The organism is Microbacterium sp. MRS-1, from assembly GCF_000585455.1.
GTDB lineage: Bacteria > Actinomycetota > Actinomycetes > Actinomycetales > Microbacteriaceae > Microbacterium > Microbacterium laevaniformans.
This window is the reverse complement of record NZ_JAUF01000022.1, coordinates 16,341-32,977: the sequence shown is the minus strand read 5'-3', so window position 1 is coordinate 32,977 and position 16,637 is coordinate 16,341. Positions and strand designations below refer to the sequence as shown.

The 16,637-nt window shown below is 69.4% G+C and carries 17 protein-coding genes; 7 read left to right on the top strand and 10 right to left on the bottom strand.

The window, feature by feature from the left end; all coding sequences use genetic code 11:
• Positions 1-193: 193 nt before the first annotated feature.
• Genes mnhG through AS96_RS05975 form a run of 7 tightly spaced genes read right to left on the bottom strand, consistent with a single transcriptional unit; the run spans position 194 to position 7,528 of the window.
• Entirely contained in the window at positions 194-550 is a 357-nt protein-coding gene (gene mnhG, locus AS96_RS06005; RefSeq protein WP_036286831.1) for a monovalent cation/H(+) antiporter subunit G, read from the bottom strand.
• Positions 547-816 (bottom strand): monovalent cation/H+ antiporter complex subunit F, encoded by a 270-nt coding sequence (locus AS96_RS06000; protein ID WP_036286829.1) that lies wholly within the window; start codon positions 814-816, stop codon positions 547-549. Before AS96_RS06000 ends, mnhG begins: the two co-directional genes overlap by 4 nt.
• On the bottom strand, positions 813-1,394 hold the full coding sequence (locus AS96_RS05995) for a Na+/H+ antiporter subunit E (protein ID WP_036286827.1): 582 nt from the start codon (positions 1,392-1,394) through the stop codon (positions 813-815). Before AS96_RS05995 ends, AS96_RS06000 begins: the two co-directional genes overlap by 4 nt.
• The gene (locus tag AS96_RS05990) at positions 1,391-2,956 is read right to left on the bottom strand and encodes a Na+/H+ antiporter subunit D (RefSeq protein WP_036286825.1); all 1,566 of its coding nucleotides are present in this window, start codon (positions 2,954-2,956) and stop codon (positions 1,391-1,393) included. Before AS96_RS05990 ends, AS96_RS05995 begins: the two co-directional genes overlap by 4 nt.
• The gene (locus AS96_RS05985) at positions 2,953-3,498 is read right to left on the bottom strand and encodes a Na(+)/H(+) antiporter subunit C (protein WP_036286822.1); all 546 of its coding nucleotides are present in this window, start codon (positions 3,496-3,498) and stop codon (positions 2,953-2,955) included. Before AS96_RS05985 ends, AS96_RS05990 begins: the two co-directional genes overlap by 4 nt.
• Entirely contained in the window at positions 3,495-6,422 is a 2,928-nt protein-coding gene (locus tag AS96_RS05980; RefSeq protein WP_036286819.1) for a Na+/H+ antiporter subunit A, read from the bottom strand. Before AS96_RS05980 ends, AS96_RS05985 begins: the two co-directional genes overlap by 4 nt.
• A 56-nt stretch (positions 6,423-6,478) precedes the next feature.
• Positions 6,479-7,528: a LacI family DNA-binding transcriptional regulator gene (locus AS96_RS05975; protein WP_036286816.1), complete on the bottom strand. Its 1,050-nt coding sequence runs from the start codon at positions 7,526-7,528 to the stop codon at positions 6,479-6,481.
• Positions 7,529-7,636: 108 nt separating this feature from the next.
• Between AS96_RS05975 and AS96_RS05970 the strand changes: the two genes are divergently transcribed.
• The 6 genes from AS96_RS05970 to AS96_RS05945 all read left to right on the top strand — a co-directional run bounded on the left by AS96_RS05970 (position 7,637) and on the right by AS96_RS05945 (position 13,423).
• Positions 7,637-8,869, top strand: coding sequence for an MFS transporter (locus AS96_RS05970; protein ID WP_036286813.1), 1,233 nt, complete (start codon positions 7,637-7,639; stop codon positions 8,867-8,869).
• 83 nt (positions 8,870-8,952) lie between these two features.
• Entirely contained in the window at positions 8,953-10,308 is a 1,356-nt protein-coding gene (locus tag AS96_RS05965) for an HNH endonuclease signature motif containing protein (protein WP_036286810.1), read from the top strand.
• 44 nt (positions 10,309-10,352) lie between these two features.
• Complete coding sequence (gene nucS / locus AS96_RS05960) at positions 10,353-11,045, top strand: endonuclease NucS (protein WP_036286807.1); 693 nt, start codon at positions 10,353-10,355, stop codon at positions 11,043-11,045.
• Positions 11,046-11,065: 20 nt separating this feature from the next.
• The gene (locus tag AS96_RS05955; protein ID WP_036286804.1) at positions 11,066-11,761 is read left to right on the top strand and encodes an HAD hydrolase-like protein; all 696 of its coding nucleotides are present in this window, start codon (positions 11,066-11,068) and stop codon (positions 11,759-11,761) included.
• A 136-nt stretch (positions 11,762-11,897) separates the two neighbouring features.
• Positions 11,898-12,398: a septum formation family protein gene (locus tag AS96_RS05950; RefSeq protein ID WP_036286801.1), complete on the top strand. Its 501-nt coding sequence runs from the start codon at positions 11,898-11,900 to the stop codon at positions 12,396-12,398.
• On the top strand, positions 12,395-13,423 hold the full coding sequence (locus AS96_RS05945) for a hypothetical protein (RefSeq protein WP_036286798.1): 1,029 nt from the start codon (positions 12,395-12,397) through the stop codon (positions 13,421-13,423). The genes AS96_RS05950 and AS96_RS05945 overlap by 4 nt, the downstream gene beginning before the upstream one ends.
• A gap of 94 nt (positions 13,424-13,517) precedes the next feature.
• Here AS96_RS05945 and AS96_RS05940 read toward each other — a convergent pair whose 3' ends face one another.
• The gene (locus AS96_RS05940) at positions 13,518-13,724 is read right to left on the bottom strand and encodes a cold-shock protein (RefSeq protein ID WP_028496198.1); all 207 of its coding nucleotides are present in this window, start codon (positions 13,722-13,724) and stop codon (positions 13,518-13,520) included.
• Between the two features lie 208 nt (positions 13,725-13,932).
• On the opposite strand from AS96_RS05940, the gene AS96_RS05935 reads away from it, so the two are divergent.
• Positions 13,933-14,583, top strand: coding sequence for a GntR family transcriptional regulator (locus AS96_RS05935; RefSeq protein WP_036286795.1), 651 nt, complete (start codon positions 13,933-13,935; stop codon positions 14,581-14,583).
• A gap of 45 nt (positions 14,584-14,628) precedes the next feature.
• On the opposite strand, the gene AS96_RS05930 is transcribed toward AS96_RS05935, so the two are convergent.
• Positions 14,629-15,375: an SDR family NAD(P)-dependent oxidoreductase gene (locus AS96_RS05930; RefSeq protein WP_036286791.1), complete on the bottom strand. Its 747-nt coding sequence runs from the start codon at positions 15,373-15,375 to the stop codon at positions 14,629-14,631.
• Positions 15,376-15,384: 9 nt separating this feature from the next.
• Positions 15,385-16,590, bottom strand: a complete 1,206-nt coding sequence (locus tag AS96_RS05925) for an MFS transporter (protein WP_036286788.1) — start codon at positions 16,588-16,590, stop codon at positions 15,385-15,387.
• Between the last annotated feature and the right edge of the window lie 47 nt (positions 16,591-16,637).

Below are 16,637 nucleotides of genomic sequence, written 5' to 3'. Positions count from 1 at the left end.
GGACTTTCCCGCCGATCGGGGGACGCGGCCGCGGACCGAGGGGAGGGATGCCGGGGCCGGACCTGTGACCCCCCAGTTGACGGTCCGGCCCCCGACTCGTCCAGTGTGGCGGCGATGCCGGACGTGTGCGCCGTTGTCCACAAGTGCCGCCGGCAGCGTCCGCACATCCGACGATGGGGAGGAGTTCTCGCGCTCAGCCGCCCGCCGCAGGGGGCGTGCGACGGGCCTCGTCGAGCTCGTCGACGTACAGCGAGCGTTCGTCGATCGTGCCGTTGCGATAGGCCTGGCGTCCGACCATGTGAGCCGACAGCGGCGCGGTGGCGAGCTGCATCATCACCACGGGGACGAGGAAGGCGACCACCGGCCAGCTCCGCAGCGACAGCGCGATCGCGAGGCAGATGAGAATGAGCCCGAGCACCTGCGGCTTCGTCGCGGCATGCAGCCGCGTCGGCACATCGCGAAAGCGCAGCAGCCCGATCGCCGCCGTGACGCACAGCAAGCCGCCGATGAGCACGAGCACGAGGGCCGCGATGTCGAGGAGATCGTTCATCGGTCGGTGTTGTCCCTCCGTGCGACGAAGCGCGCCACCGCGATGGAGCCGAAGACACCGACGGCGGCGATGATGAGCAGCGCCGGCAGCGACCGGGTGTGGTGGTTGATCACCATGTCCGCGCCCAGGGCGCACATGACGAGCGTCAGCAGCACGTCCGATGCCACGGCGCGGTCGAGGATCGACGGCCCCACGATGATGCGCCACAGCGTGAGAAGGCCCGCCGCCGCGAAGACGACGTAGATGGCGATGATGAGAACGGTCATCGAGGTGCGCCGCCTTCCCGCGGCGAGCGCGCACCGATCTGCTGAATGGCCCGCAGCTGGGCGCGCGATCCCACCGCGCGCACGATGCGCGCCTCCCAGCCCTGCACGGCGCGGCGCTGCTTCTCCACATCCTCGGCGGAGGAGACGCCGATGACGTGCAGGAAGAGAATGCGCCGGTCACGGTCGACGTCGACGATCAGCGAGCCCGGGATGAGTGACGCCGTCACGCCGACGTGGGCCATGATCAGGTCGTCGTCGGTGCGCAGCGGCACCGCGATCACCGCGGTGCCCGGATAGCGTCGCGGATTGAGGGTCTGCCACGCGACGAGCAAGGATCCACGGATCAGAGCGAGGAAGAACATCACCACGAAGACGAGGCCGTACCAGAAGTTCACCCGTCCCGACAGCTCGACCGCCGGCAGTCGGAACACGCGGGTGACCACGAGCGCCACGACGACGCCGGTCACGGCGGCGAGCACCGTGAACTGACCCCACAGCAGCATCCACAGGGCGACCAGCCACACGAAGAAGGGAAGCTGGCGCCAGACGGCAGCCGCCACCGACGACGTCGGACTCATGATCCGCCCCCGTCGTCGAGCTGCACCAGTGTCACGGGCGTGAGCAGCGCGTCGCCGATGCTCGCGCACAGCGCGTAGAGGGGACCGGCGAAGACCGTGAGGGCGACCGTGACCGCGACCATCCCCGCCGTCGTCGCGGTCATGATGCGCGGAATGACGCGACGCGCGCCCTCGTCGTCGGCTGCCGGGGCGTCACCGAGGTACGAGATGCGCTCGACGACGCCGGTCTCCTCCGAATGGTCGTCGTCCTCGCGCCAGAAGGCGAGGTTCCACGCGCGCATGAGGGTGTACAGGGTCAACAGCGACGTGACGATGCCGCCGATGATCAGGAGGTACATGAGCGGCGTGCCGACCTCGGCCGCCGCGTCGAACAGCGCGAGCTTGCCGATGAATCCCGAGAACGGCGGCAGCCCGCCGAGGTTGATCGCCGGGATGAAGAACAGCACCGCGAGCAGGGGTGCGGCGCGCATCAGCCCCTTGACCTTGAGGATCGATGTCGAGCCGGCACGACGCTCGACGAGCCCGACCGCGAGGAAGAGCGTGGTCTGCACGATGATGTGGTGGACCATGTAGTAGATGGTCGCGCCGAGAGCGAGAGGCGTCGCAATCGCGAGCCCGAACACGAGGTAGCCGACGTGGCTGACGAGTGTGAACGACAGGATGCGCTTGAGCTCGGCTTGGGCCAGCGCGCCGAGGACGCCGACGATCATGGTCGCCAGCGCGACGATCAGCAGCAGCGTGTTGACGTCGTTGTCCCGGAAGATCTGCGTCTCGGTGCGGATCATCGCGTAGACGCCGACCTTCGTCAGAAGGCCTGCGAAGACCGCGGTGACGGGTGCCGGCGCGGTCGGGTACGAGTCCGGCAGCCAGAACGACAGCGGGAACACGGCCGCCTTGATGCTGAAGGCGAGCAGCAGCATCAGATGCAGGACGAGCTGCGTCGAATCGGGAAGCTCCGTCATCCGCTCGGCCAGCTGCGCGATGTTCACGGTGCCCAGGGCGCCGTAGATGGCAGCGATGGCGGCGAGGAAGAGGATCGAGGAGACGAGCGAGACGACGATGTAGACGACCCCGGCGCGGATGCGCGACTCCGTGGAACCGAGGGTGATGAGCACGTACGAGGCGACCAGCAGGATCTCGAAGCCGACGTACAGGTTGAAGAGGTCGCCCGCGATGAACGCGTTGAAGATGCCCGCTGACAGGATGAGATACGAGGGGTGGAAGATCGTCACGGGGGTGTCGTCGTCGCCGTCGGCGGCGCCCTGCCCGACGGAGAAGAGCAGAACGGCAAGCAGCACGATGCTCGAGATCACCACGAGCAGCGCCGCGAGACGATCGACGTACAGCACGATCCCGAACGGGATCGGCCAGCCGCCCACCGACACGGCGATCGCCTGCCCCGACGAGTCGACGGTGTACAGGAGCACGGCGGCGATCGCCGCCACGAGCGTCAGCGTGATGACCGAGACACCGACCTGGACGCGGCGCTGGCGACCGAAGACGAGCGCGATGCCCGCGCCGAGCAGCGGCAGGGCGACGAGAAGGGGAACCAGAGCGCTCACCGCGCATCACCCCCGTCTCGGCCGTCTCGACCCGGGCGATCGACGGGTGCGTCGTCGCGGATGCCGTCGAGGTCGCGGTGGTGCAGCACCGTGATCGGGGCCGTCTCGGTGCCGATGAAGTCGGTCGTCGCATCCTCGTCGTCGTCTTCGATGGACGTCTCGTCGTCCATCTCGTCCTCTTCGACCGCACCGCGATCACGCACGGCGATGTCTTCCTCATCGTCGACCACCGTGTCGGCCTGGCCCAACTGCCAGGAGCGGTAGATGAGCGCGAGCAGGAAGGCCGAGACGGCGAAGGTGATGACGATCGCCGTGAGCGTCAGCGCCTGCGGCAGTGGGTCGCTCATCTCATCGACGTCACCCGCGCCGAAGAAGGGGGCGATGCCGGGGCGGCCCATGACGACCAGCAGGAACAGGTTGGTCGCGTTGCCCAGCAGCAGGAAGCCGATCAGCACGCGGGTGAGGCTGCGCTCGAGCATCGCGTAGGCGCCGCACGCGAAGAGGGCGGCCATGATGACGATGAGAACGGCCGAGACGGTCACGAGACCATCACCCCCCGCTTTCGAAGTTCCTGCGTCTGCCGGTCGACCTCGCCACCGAGCGAACGCAGCACGTCGAGCACGAGGCCGACCACGACGAGGTAGACGCCGATGTCGAACAGGGTCGACGTCACGAACTCGATGTGACCGATGATCGGGATCTCCGCCTCCCAGAACACGCTCTTCAGCGGCGGCAGACCGAACAGTAGCGGCACCACCGCCGTGGCGACGGCGAGCGCCATCCCGGCGCCGAGCAGACGCCCGGCATCCGTGGGGGCCGCCGCACCGAGCTCGTACCGACCACCGGCGACGTAGCGCATGACCAGCGCCATACCGGCGACCAGGCCACCCGCAAAGCCGCCGCCGGGAAGGTTGTGACCGGCGAAGAGCAGGTAGATCGACACGACGATGATCGTGTGGAAGAGGATCCGAACGATGACTTCGAGCAGGATCGACCGATTCTCCGGGCGAACCTTCTGTCCACCCACGAGCCATGTCTGACGCGTGCTGTCGGGATCGCTTCCGCGGGGACGCGGCCCCTCCGCGGTCTCGATGAGGGGCCGCCGCGTGCGGGTGACCCCCGTCGGCAGCGCCGAGATCGATCGCGAGATGAGATCGGAGCGGTGGGTGACGAAAACCAGCGAGGCCACCCCAGTCGCGGCGAGGATCAGGACCGACAGCTCTCCCATCGTGTCCCAACCGCGCAGGTCGACGAGGGCGACGTTCACGACGTTCTTGCCGTGCCCGAGCTCGTAGGCGAGGTCGGGGAAGCGATCGGAGATCGGCGTCGCGACGCGCGCACCGGTCGCGACCATCGCGACCATCGCCATCGTCGCGCCGACCGCAATGGCGAGGATCGCCCGGAGGATCGGCTTGACGGAGGCGTTGTGCTCCCCCAGGCGCGCGGGGATCCGACGCAGCACCAGAGCGAACGCCACGAGGGTGACGGTCTCGACGAGGATCTGCGTCAGGGCGAGGTCGGGCGCCCCGCTCGTTGCGAACAGGGCGATCATGCCGAGTCCGGTCGCCGAGACGAGGACGACGCCGGTGTAGCGCTTCCGAGCCCGTACCGCGAAGATGCCCGCGACGATCATGATCGGCGCGACCACCAGCTGCATGGGCGTCTGCCAGGCGTCGAGCGAGATCTGCCAGTCGCGGCCCGCGAACAGCGCCGTGCCCTCGGCCGCCACGAAGACGACGAAGATCGTGCCGACGTACAGCGGAAGCGAACCCCGCTGGGTGAAGGTCGTGGTCCACACGGCGATGCGCGCGATCATGCGCAGCACCAGGTTGTAGACGTCGGCGGCCGTGAACGGCAGCAGGCGACGCGGCATACGCCCCGTGCGCTGTGCGATCGTGAATACCAGCGCGCCCAGGGCGATGCTGCCCAGCGACAGGAACAGGGCCGGCTCCCATCCGTGCCAGAGCGCCAGGTGGTACGGATATCCGCCGGCGGTGGGGAGCGTGTCGGCGTAGCCGGAGAAGGCGTGATCGAGCAGCGGTGCCGTGAAGCCGGCGGCGAGAGTCAGGACGGCCAACAGGATCGGCGCCGCGAGGAAGGCCAGCGGCGGATCGGGCCATTGCGTGGCAGGGCGGGCCGCGCCGTCGGCATCCTTCTTCGTCCAGAAGGCGCCCCACACGAAACGCAGACCGTACGCGGTCGTGAGGATCGAGCCGAGAAGGATGCCGAGCAGAGGGATGAGCGCATCAGGGCGCGTGCCGCCTTCGAGCAGCGAGCTGAGCACCGCCTCTTTCGCAACGAAACCGACGGTGGGGGCGAATCCCACCATCGATGCGACAGCGATGATCGAGACCACCGCGAGCGTGGGTGCCTGGCGCCCCACGCCGGACAGTTCACCGATGTCACGGGTCGACAGCTGACGGTCGATGACGCCGACCACGAGGAAGAGCGCCGATTTGAAGAGCGCGTGGCCGATCAGCAGCGCGAGGCCCGCGAGCGCGGAGTTGCGCTCTCCGTAGCCCAGCACGACCGTGAGCATGCCGAGCTGGCTGACCGTGCCGAACGCGAGGATGCGCTTGAGATCGGATTCGCGCAACGCCTGGAAGCCGCCCAGCAGCATCGTGAAGATTCCCAGACCGATGACGATCGGTCGCCACAGCTCGTTCTCGGCGAACGCCGGCGCGAGCCGGGCGATCAGATAGATGCCGGCCTTGACCATCGCGGCCGCATGCAGATACGCGCTCACGGGCGTGGGCGCGGCCATCGCACCGGGGAGCCAGAAGTGGAAGGGGAAGATGGCCGACTTGCTGAGCGCACCGACCAGCAGCAGAACGATCGCGGTGGCGAGCAGTCCGTCACTTCCCGGCCGCAGGGCCGCCGCACCGCTCACGATCGCGGTGATGCTGTTCGTGCCATAGATCACCGAGAGCATGACCGCGCCGACGAACATCACGAGTCCGCCGAGCGTCGTGACGAGCAGCGCCTGGAGGGCGGCTCGTCGGCTCGCGCCGCGCGCGTGGTAGAAGCCGATGAGCAGGTAGGACAGGATGCTGGTGATCTCCCAGAACATCACGAGCACGATGATGTCGTCCGTCAGGACGAGTCCGTACATCGCCCCCGCGAACCCGAGGAGCACCGCGGCGAACAGGCCGACGCCCTGCGTCTTGCCGTCGAAGTACCAGCGGCAATACAGCAGGACGAGCGCTCCCACCCCGGTGACGATGAGCGTGAGGACCCAGCTGAGGGTGTCCATGCGCATCGAGAGATCGATGCCGAGTTGGGGAATCCAACGAAGGGACTCGGCCGGCACCCGACCGGCGACGACCTCGGGCGTGGCCATGGCGGCGTGGACGAAGGCCACGACCGGCAGCAGCGCTGCGACGAAGAATGCTCGCGAGCCGATGCGCCCGACCAGCCACGGCAGCGCCAGCGGAATCACCGCGAACGCAGCCAGGAGCACGAGCAATCTGGCCTCCTGACGGGTCGCGGGGGTCGGAAGGCCAGTCTACCGGGCGCCCGGTGTCACCCGGCGCGCGAGGTCGTATTACCGATGCGGAATGTAGAAGTGAGGTTGACCGACTCCGGTTCACGCCCGTCGAGCATCGCAGCGATCGCGGCGCCTGCCGCGCGGCCCTTGGCCGTCGCGGGCTGGACGAGCGTGGTCAGCTCGTAGGGGGCGAGCCCGTCGACGGGAACGCCGTCGAACCCGGTGACGCTGACGTCCTGGGGCACGCGCAGACCGGCATCCTCGGCGGCGCGGATGACACCGGCGGCCAGAAGGTCGCTCTGCGCGATGACGGCGGTGGGCCGGGTGCGCGGGTCGGCGAACAGCACGCGCCCCGCGGCGAATCCGTCGTCGATGGAGCTGCCTGCGCACGCGAAGGCCGGCGCGTCGGGAAAGACGTCACGAGCTCCCTGAAGACGATCGCGCGTCACGTCGACCGCGATCTCGGCATCCGGCGCGATCCATCCGACCGTGCCGGCGGCGTCCTGCCACAGCGTGACGATCGCGACGCGGGCGTGGCCGAGATCGCGGACGTACTGCGCCGCCCGCCGCTGCGCGTCACGGTTGTCCAGAGCGATGCGGGGAATGCCCTCGCCGGCGTCTCCTTCGACCACCACGACGGGGATGCCGCGGGCCTGGACGATCGGCAGCGACGCGCGGAGCGACCCATCGCAGCCGATGAGCACCGCGGCGTCGATGGACGCCGTCGTCAGGGTGGGGGCGTTCTCGATGTCGAGCTCGTCGTCGCGGCGAAGGAGGAGGAGGCCCGCACCGAGGGGGGCGACGGCTTCGGCGAGCCCGTCCATCAGGAGACGCTGGACGGGGTCGACGAACATGAAATTCAAGGATGAACCGACGACGACGGCGACGATGCCGCTGCGGCCCAGACGCAGCGAGGCGGCGCGGGGGTCGGGCCCGGTGTAGCCGAGGGAGTCGGCGGCCTCGATGACCCGCAGTCGCGTGGTGTCCGAGACCGGGGTCTTGCCGCTGAAGACGACGGACGCCGTCGACGGCGAGACGCCCGCGACGCGGGCGACGTCGGCGATGGTGGCCCGGCGGTTCGTCACTCCCCGATGCTAACCCGCGTCGAATCGTTTCGGGGCGGGGATCGGGGATGTGGCGCGCTCGTCATCGAGGCGTCGAATCGATTCGAGAAATGTGGATACAGTGAGGGGGTGATCTCCCGCTCCCGCCTCGACCGCCGCCAGCTCGTCCGCTGGCGGACCTCGATCTTCACGCTGTTCCTCCTGTGCGGCGTGACCTTCGCGTCCTGGGCGTCGCGGCTGCCGGCCGTCAAGCAGAACCTCTCGATCGACGACTTCGAGGTCGGCATCCTGCTGTTCGCCATGGGTGCCGGCTCGCTCATCGGCGTGATGTCGGCCAACGTCGTGGTCGTTCGCTGGGGCGCCAAGCGCGGACTGTCCGTCACGATCGTGGGCATCGCCATCGGCCTGTTCCTGGCCGCGCTGGGAGTGGACGCGCTGTCGTCCTATCCCCTGACGGTGATCGGATTGGCGACCCTCGGGCTGTGCTTCGGCGCCACGGACGTCATGATGAACGTCGAGGCGGCCGAGGTCGAGCAGGCGTTCGAGCGCACTCTCATGCCGCTTTTCCACGCGTTCTTCAGCCTCGGCACCGTCGCGGGCGCCGGTATCGGCGTCGCGATGACGGCCTGGGGCGTCGGTGCATCGTGGCACCTCGGCACCGTGGCCGTCGTCTGGCTCGTGATCACGGCCAACGCGCTGCGATCCATCCCCCTGCAGGCGCAGGTCACGGTCGACCCCGACGCCGCGTCTCCGGGGCGCCGGGAGCGCCTGCATGCCGCGCTCGAGGTCTGGCGTGACCCCCGCACCTATGCGATCGGCGCGATCATCCTCGGCATGGCCTTCGCCGAGGGCAGCGCGAACGACTGGCTGACGATCGCGGTCGTCGACGGTCACAACGAGTCGGAGGCCACCGGAGCGGTCTTCCTCACGGTCTTCTCCGTCGCGATGACGGTGTTCCGCGCGGTGGGCGGCCCGCTCGTCGACCGCATCGGTCGCGTGTGGACCCTGCGAGCCCTGTCGGTGGCCGCCGGGGTGGGTCTGGTCGTCTTCATTCTCGCGCCGAACCTTCCGGTCGCCTTCATCGGCGTCGCCCTGTGGGGGGCGGGCGCGTCGCTGGGCTTCCCCCTCGGCATGTCGGCTGCGGCCGACGATCCCCGCAAGGCCGCGGCATCCGTCTCTGCGGCGGCGACCATCGGCTACGTCGCCTTCCTCTGCGGACCGCCCGTCCTCGGCTGGGTCAGCCACCAGATCGGCATCCTGAACACCCTCTGGATCATCGTCGGGCTCATCGCCATGAGCGGCTTGGCATCCGGCGCCGCCAAGCCGATCGCGGGGTCGAAGGTGGGCGCGGGACACCACTAAGGCGGTCGCTCTCCCCGGGATGCCGCGACGGTCACCTGTGGATAGATCGAACAAATGTCCGAATGTCGCCGTACACTCGGGGTATGACGGAGATCGCGCCGGGGGGCGTCATCGAGACCGACAACGGCGGCCGGTTCGTGGCTATACTGTCGGGTCTCGTTGCGGACACTGAGGCGGTGTCTCGCGCTGTGACGGCGGCGCAGGTCGCGGAGGTGCGGGTGCTGGCGCGGGCGGGTCAGCTCGCGGAGCGGGAGGCGGCGGCACAGCGGGGGTCGGTGCGGGAGCACGACATGGTGTTGCGCTCGATCGCGGCGGAGCTGGGCGGGGTGCTGCGGGTGACCGATCGGACGGTGCAGCAGCGGATCGGTGAGGCGCGTGAACTCGTCGAAAGCTACCCCGCGACCCTCGACGCGTGGGAGGCGGAGCGGATCACGCGTGGTCATGTGCGGGTGATCGTGGATGCCGGCGGGCTCGTTCCCGCCGAGCGGCGGGCGGAGTTCGAAGCGGAGGCGATCCGGCTCTGTGAGGGGGATACGCCCAACCGGGTGCGGGCGGCGGTGGAGATTCTCGCCGAACGCACCGCGGAGCGTTCCTTCACCGAGCGCCACCGCACGGCGAGCGCGTGCCGCCGGGTCCGGGTGATCCCCGGGGCTGATGGCATGTCCGACCTCGTCGCGACAGTGCCGACGGTCATCGCCCACGGCATCCTCGACCGTCTTACGCAGCAGGCGATGGTGATCGCCGACAGCCGCCATCACGAGGGCGACGGCGTTGGCGATGGCGATGGCGATGGCGATGGCGATACGCGGACGATGGATCAGATTCGCGCCGACGTGCTCTGCGACATGCTGCTCACCGGCAGCCCGACCCTCGACCCCAGCGCGGTCGGCGACCGGCCCGGGGCCCTGGGCGCGATCCGCGCGCAGGTTCAGGTCATCGTCCCCGCACTCACCCTGCTCGACGCCGACGACGGACCCGCCGACCTCGTCGGACGTACCCCGGTCGACGCCGATACCGCCCGCGCTCTCGCCGCAAACGCGCCCACGCTCACCCGGATCCTCACCGACCCCGTCGACGGGGCCGTGATCGCCGTCGATCGGTACCGCACCGCACAGTCGCAGCGTCGATTTCTCCGCGCGCGCGACCAGCACTGCCGGTTCCCCGGATGCCGACGGGCAGCGATCCGCTGCGAGATCGACCACACCGTCGACCACGCGCAGGGCGGCCCCACTGCCCTCTGGAACCTCGCCCACCTGTGTCAGCGGCACCACTCGATGAAGCAGTTCACCGCGTGGAGAGTGCGACAACACCCCGGCGGCATCCTCGAATGGACCTCACCCACCGGACGGGTCTACCGAGAAGACGCCCCCGTCCCCCTCGTGGCGTTCACGGTCGACCCACCACCGCATCCACCAGCGGAATCCGTGCCACCCTTCTGAGCGACCGCGCGGGTTCTCCCCGCGCGCCCTGCGAGACTGGACGAGTGCGTCTCATCATCGCCCGCTGCTCCGTCGACTACTCCGGACGGCTGAACACCCATCTTCCGCTGGCGACCCGCCTGATCATGATCAAGGCCGATGGCACCGTCGCGTTCCATCGGGACATTCAGCACGCCCCGCTCAACTGGATGAGCCCGCCGTGCACCCTGACCGTCGAGGCACCGGATGCCGAGTCTGCGTCGGCCGGTGTGATCGAACACTGGCGCGTGACCCATGCGAAGTCCGGCGATGCTCTTCTCGTGCGCATCTATGAAGTTCTGCACGACTCGTCGCACGAGCTCGGTGTCGATCCCGGCCTGCAGAAGGACGGCGTCGAGGCCGACCTGCAGCGCCTGCTCGCCGAGCAGGTCGAGGTCATCGGCGACAACCTCACCCTCGTGCGCCGGGAGTTCCCGACCGCGATCGGCCCGGTCGATCTGCTGTTGCGCAATCCGGACGGCGGAACGGTCGCGGTCGAGGTCAAGCGCCGCGGCGACATCGACGGCGTCGAGCAGCTCACCCGTTACCTGGAGCTGCTCAACCGCGACCCGCACCTCGCACCGGTGGCGGGAGTGTTCGCCGCCCAAGAGATCAAACCGCAAGCCAAGACGCTCGCCGGCGACCGCGGCATCCGTTGCGTGACCCTCGACTACGAAGGCATGAAGGGCGTCGAATCGGGCGCGCCGCGACTGTTCTGACGGCACCCTAGGCTGGACCCATGACGATGCGATCCCCTTTCACGTGCGTGCTCTGGGACGTCGACGGGACCCTCGTCGACGCTTCCGACGGCATCCTGCGGCGCCTCACGACCGCCCTCGAGCACTTCGGCAAGCCCGCACCGACGCGTGACGAGCTCGTGCACTGGATCGGCCCGCCGATGTTCAACTCGTTCCAGGACAACGTCGGCATGACCCCGGAGCAGGCCACCGAGGCCGTCGCGTACTACCGCACCTTGGGCAAGGCCGACGGTTACACCACGGGAGCGCGACTGTACCCGGGGGTGGCCGAGATCATCGCCGACCTCGACGCTGCGGGAATCTCTCAGGCGACGGCGAGCTCGAAGCCGGAGGTGCAGGTCGTCGCACTCATGGAGCACTTCGATCTGGCGCCGCACATGACGGCGATGGTCGGCTCCACCCCCGACGAGAAGACGCTCGCATCGAAGTCCGACATCGTCGCCGAAGCCCTGCGCCGCCTGCGCGCGGCGGGCGTCGACACGAGCCGCCCGGTGCTCATCGGCGACCGCCACCACGACGTCGAGGGCGGCGCCGCGCAAGGAGTGCCGGTGGTCTTCGTGCGGTGGGGCTTCAGCTGGCCCCACGAGGCCGATGGCGCGTCGGCCGCCGTGGAAAATGCGGCGCAGCTGCGGTCACTGCTGCTCATCGATGATGAGACGGCGTCTCACGCCGGCTGAGCTCTACCGATATATTGGGGGCGCTGCACGGTCGGGGCACGGCCGGGAGTCGGTGACGTGCCCCTGTCTCTCTCACGCGGAGCGTGGGAGCGTGCGGCCCGTGTGAGTCGACATACGTAACCGGAAAGAGTGCCCCATGCGCCTGCACCGCATCATCCCCGCCGCCGCCCTCGTGTCGAGCATGATCCTCCTCGGAGGCTGCTCCACGATCACGAACCTGATCGGGGGTGATCAGGCCGTCCGCGACGCCGACACCGGACAGGTGACGGAATCCGGCAAGGCCGACGCGTTCACCATCAAGGTCGGCGACTGCTTCAACGACCAGAGTGGCGAGCAGATCAGCGATGTTCCCGCCGTGCCCTGCACCGACCCGCACGACAACGAGGTGTACTACGACCTGACGATGCCGGCCGGTGACTACCCCGGCGACAGCGCGGTGACCGACGCCGCCGAGAAGGGATGCGGAGACGCCTTCTCGACGTTCGTCGGCGTGCCGTACGAAGAGTCGACGCTGGAGTTCAGCTACCTGTTCCCGACGAAGGACAGCTGGGAGGGCGCCGACGACCGCCTGATCTCGTGCATCGTCTACGACCGGTCCGGCAAGGTGACCGGCAGCCTCGCCGGCGCCGCCCGATGAGCACGCCGTCGGGCGAGCAGGTCGTCTTCCGCAGCTCTCTCGCCCGACGGGCGCTCGGCGCCCTCGTCCTGTCGGCGATCCTCGGTGCCCTGGCACTGTTCGCCCTGCCCTCGTTTCTGCCCGTCACCACGAGCAGGTCCACGCGGGCCACTCTCGCCATCACGGCCGCGGTCATCGTCGTCGCCCTCGTGTGGGGCAGCGCGCTCTGGTATGCGAACACGCGCGTGATCGTCGACCGCGACGCCGTCGAGATCCGCCGTCCCGGACAGCTGCTGCATCGGTGGGAGCGCTCGAACGCGGCGTTCACCAGTCGCATCACCAAGCGCTACACCAACGGCATCCCATCCGGCGTCGATCGCACGCTGATCGTGGAGTCGCCCGGCCGCCGCGACGAAGTGAACGTCCCGCTGTCACGCGAGGCGTTCACCGAGCTGGTGGCCCTGCTCTCGCCGCTCACGGAACACGTCGCCGTCCGAGAGGCCGACGGCATCCACACCGCTGCGTCTCTCGTCGGCACGCGGAGCTTCAGCCCCGATGCCACGGCAGTGCGGCGCAGCGCACGTCGCGCCGGCGTCGCGGCCGCCGTTGTCGTCGCCATCGCCGCCGTCACGATCGCCGTGGCGATGTCGGGCGTGCTGGTGCGCGACGATCGCGAGATCGTGTCGGTCGTGGTCGTGCCACTGCTGCTCGTGCTCGCGGTGATCCTGGGCGTCGTCGCGCTCGTCACCGCCGCGCGGGCTCGCTCGGTACCCGGACGCGTCGATGTGTCGGCGGGTGCCGTCACGGTCGACGGGCAGACCTTCTTCCTCGCACAGCAGCGCGCCGTGCGTCTCAGCCCGCCCGCCTATCCCCGACGCCGACTCGTCGTCGTCGATCCGACGGGAACCACCCGCCGCTGGCTGCTCGGGCTGCCGGGATCATCGAAGCGCACGCCGGAGATCCTGCCGGCCTACCCCGACCTCGTGGCCGCCGTCGCCGCTGCCGCCGTCGGCGCCGAGCAGATCGTGCGGCTCGATCTGGAGTGATCCTCGCTCACGACGAACGAGCCGCCGCCGCACAGGTGCGGACGACGGCTCGCTCCGACGTGAAAACGGCCCGCTCGAAAGCGGGCCGTCGAACTCACAGGGGTCGGATGTTCTCCGCCTGCAAGCCCTTGGGGCCCTGGGCGATCTCGAACTCGACGCGCTGGTTCTCCTCGAGCGAGCGGTAGCCGCCCGACTGAATGGCGGAGTAGTGGGCGAAGACGTCAGCGCCGCCCTCATCGGGAGCGATGAACCCGAAGCCCTTCTCCGAGTTGAACCACTTGACGGTACCGCTGGTGCTCATGAACTGCCTTACTGACGTGCGATGACGACGCGAGTGCGCCGACGGGCTCCACGCTAACGGTCGGCATGGCCTCGCGCAGTATCAGATGAGACAAGGTGACACAAACGTTGCAAGAACACAGCCAAAGGTGGCAACCCCGACACACTCGCCCACCGGCGGCCGGCAGCCGTACACTCATCACTGAGATGACCCGAACCGTCTCAGTAAGATGTCTACTTTTCTTCGACCGATCGATCACAACGATCTGACCACTGGCGTAAGCCTGAGCGACGAGGTCTACGCGCGCATCGGCGCGGCCATCGTCGATGGCTCCCTCGCGCCCGGAGAACGTCTGCGCGACGGCGACATCGCGGCGCAGTTGGGCATCTCGCGCACTCCCGTGCGAGAGGCTCTGCAGCGCCTGGAGCGTTTCGGCCTCGTCGAGATCGCCGTCGGGCGCTACACCCGCGTGTCCGTGCCCGACGAGCGCGTGCGACGCGAAACCGGAGTGTTCACCGCCTACCTCATGGGCAACGCGATCCATCTCGCGCTCGCCAACGCCACCGACGACGAGCTCGACGGCATCGTCGCGGTGGCCGGCACCGTCGTCGACAGCGCGGCGCACCGCGACATCGCGTCGCTCTTCTCCCGCTGTACGCAGATGTTCGAGCTCATGACCCGCGCCACCCACAACACGGTGTTCATCGGCGTCGTTCGCGAGGTGGCGCTGACGATCGAGCGGAATCTGCGCGGTTGGGACCCGTTCCTCACGGCAGCGGCCGGTCGCGTCGACCTCTTCGACGCGCTGCGACGCCAGCTCGCCGAGCGCGACGGTCGCGGCGCCGAGGAGACGCTGCGACGGCTCCACGATCTGCACTGATCCCGCGCCGATGCGAGTCGGCGGATGCCGATTGACCGGCGGCGTTCAGCGTCCGAGCACCATGCCGCCGTTCGCCGAGATGATCTGGCCGGTCACCCACCCGGCATCCGGACCGAGCAGCCAGGCGATGATCCCGCCGATCTCCTCGGCCGTGCCCACCCGGCCGACGAGGGTCTGCGCGACGCGGTTCTGCACGACGTCGTCCGAGACCCCCGCCCAGAACTCGGTCCCGGGCACGAATCCCGGTGCGACGACGTTGGCGGTGCCGCCGAAGCGGCCCAGCTGCGCGGCGAGATCGAACATCCACGCGTGCAGGGCAGCCTTGGACGCACCGTACGAACCGGTCCGCGAGCCACGCAGGGCCGAGACCGACGACAGCAGCACGACGCGTCCCCCGTCGGCTTCCAGCGCGGGTCGCAGCGCTTCGACCAGCAGGACCGCGGTCATCACGTTGAGGTCGAATCCCGCACGCCAGTGATCTCGGATGGCTTCGAGGTTGTCGTCGGACGCCGCGGGGGCGTTGCCCCCGGCGGAGGCGACCACACCGACACCGCCCAGGCCCGCGTCGCGCACGGCATCCGCCACACGGCGCGCGCCGTCGGGGGTGCTGACATCGGCATCCACGACGAGGAACGACGACGGTTCGTGGGCGGCGACCTCCTCGAGCGGTGCCCGCCGGCGGCCGACGAGGGTGACGTGGCGACCGGATGCGGCGAGGCGGAGGGCGGCGGCACGGCCGATACCGGTGCCGGCACCGGAGACGACGACGGTGGAGCGATGCGGGTCGTTCATGACACCACGCTAACCGTGCATGCCGCGGTCTCGGCGCGGAGTGATCGCGAGCGCGGCGAGCGGCGTCGCGCCGACCAGCGCGAAGGCGAGGGGGTAGCCGACCAGGGTGACGAGCGACCCGACCAGCGGGCCGACCGCCGACGCCGCGACGAACTGCCCGGTGTTCTGGATGCCGAGGGCGCGACCCGACCAGAAGGGTCCGGCCGCTTCGGCCACCGACGTGTACGCGAGGCCGTTGTCGGCGACCGCGATCGTGGACGCGACGAGATACAGCACGCCGACGAGCGCGTCGGCGTGCACGGCGCCGGCGACTGCGAGCGCCGCCATCGCCACGACACCGGCGCCGGCGACCCAGCGCAGCACGCCGACGCGGGTGCCGACGCGATCACTGAGGTGGCCGACGACGATCCTGCCCACCGCGCCCACGAACTGCGATGCCGCCACGAGCGCGCCGGCCGCCGACGCACTCCATCCCATCGCCGTCACCAACCACACCAGGCCGAAGATCGACATCGCGAACTGCGGGCCGACGAGAAGAGCCGAGGCGAGGTGGATGCGCACCAGGAACGCGCTGGCGCGATAGGGGTTGGTCGCGGCATCCGCCGGGCCGATGCGGCGCGCGGGGCGCGGTGGATTGCGGATGCCCCACGCGCAGAGCACGGCGAGCGCGCCGGTCACCCCCGCGGCGACGACGAAGGGCGCGGCGAGCCCGCCCTCGGCCAGCGGTGGAACCGTCAGCGCAGCGGTGGCGACACCGAGCGGCTGGGACATCTGGCGGATGCCCATCGCGAGTCCGCGGCGCTCCACGGGGAACCAGCCGATCACGACGCGGCCGCTCGCGGCGTTCGTGCTGGCCGACGCGGCACCCCCGCACGCGAGGAGCACACCGAGAACGAGATATCCGTCGCCGCTCGCTGCGGCGGCAGCGAGCGAGAACACGGCGGTGAGGACGAGCCCGCCGGCGATGATCTGCCGTTCGCCGTACCTGTCGGTGAGCACGCCCCACACGACGAGCGTGCACACCATGCCGAGAGTGGGCGCCGATGCGAGCAGCCCCGCCTGAGCGAGGGGCATGGCGCGCTGAGTGTGCAGGAGCGGGATCAGGTAGGCCGGCGCCGAGACGAGGAGGGTTCCGGCGGCTTGCGCCAACACCCCCAGCGCCAGCATCACCCACGCCCGCGTGGGCGTCGCTGTCGTCGTGTTCGTGCTCGGCATCGTCTGATCCTCCGTCGGGTACACTCTGGTATACCACCCTGGTACAC

Coding starts and splice junctions, on each gene's coding strand:
- mnhG (WP_036286831.1), bottom strand. CDS start 550: ATGAACGATCTCCTCGACATCGCGGCCCTCGTGCTCGTGCTCATCGGC.
- AS96_RS06000 (WP_036286829.1), bottom strand. CDS start 816: ATGACCGTTCTCATCATCGCCATCTACGTCGTCTTCGCGGCGGCGGGC.
- AS96_RS05995 (WP_036286827.1), bottom strand. CDS start 1,394: ATGAGTCCGACGTCGTCGGTGGCGGCTGCCGTCTGGCGCCAGCTTCCC.
- AS96_RS05965 (WP_036286810.1), top strand. CDS start 8,953: ATGACGGAGATCGCGCCGGGGGGCGTCATCGAGACCGACAACGGCGGC.
- AS96_RS05955 (WP_036286804.1), top strand. CDS start 11,066: ATGACGATGCGATCCCCTTTCACGTGCGTGCTCTGGGACGTCGACGGG.
- AS96_RS05950 (WP_036286801.1), top strand. CDS start 11,898: ATGCGCCTGCACCGCATCATCCCCGCCGCCGCCCTCGTGTCGAGCATG.
- AS96_RS05945 (WP_036286798.1), top strand. CDS start 12,395: ATGAGCACGCCGTCGGGCGAGCAGGTCGTCTTCCGCAGCTCTCTCGCC.
- AS96_RS05940 (WP_028496198.1), bottom strand. CDS start 13,724: ATGAGCACCAGCGGTACCGTCAAGTGGTTCAACTCGGAGAAGGGCTTC.
- AS96_RS05935 (WP_036286795.1), top strand. CDS start 13,933: ATGTCTACTTTTCTTCGACCGATCGATCACAACGATCTGACCACTGGC.
- AS96_RS05930 (WP_036286791.1), bottom strand. CDS start 15,375: ATGAACGACCCGCATCGCTCCACCGTCGTCGTCTCCGGTGCCGGCACC.
- AS96_RS05925 (WP_036286788.1), bottom strand. CDS start 16,590: ATGCCGAGCACGAACACGACGACAGCGACGCCCACGCGGGCGTGGGTG.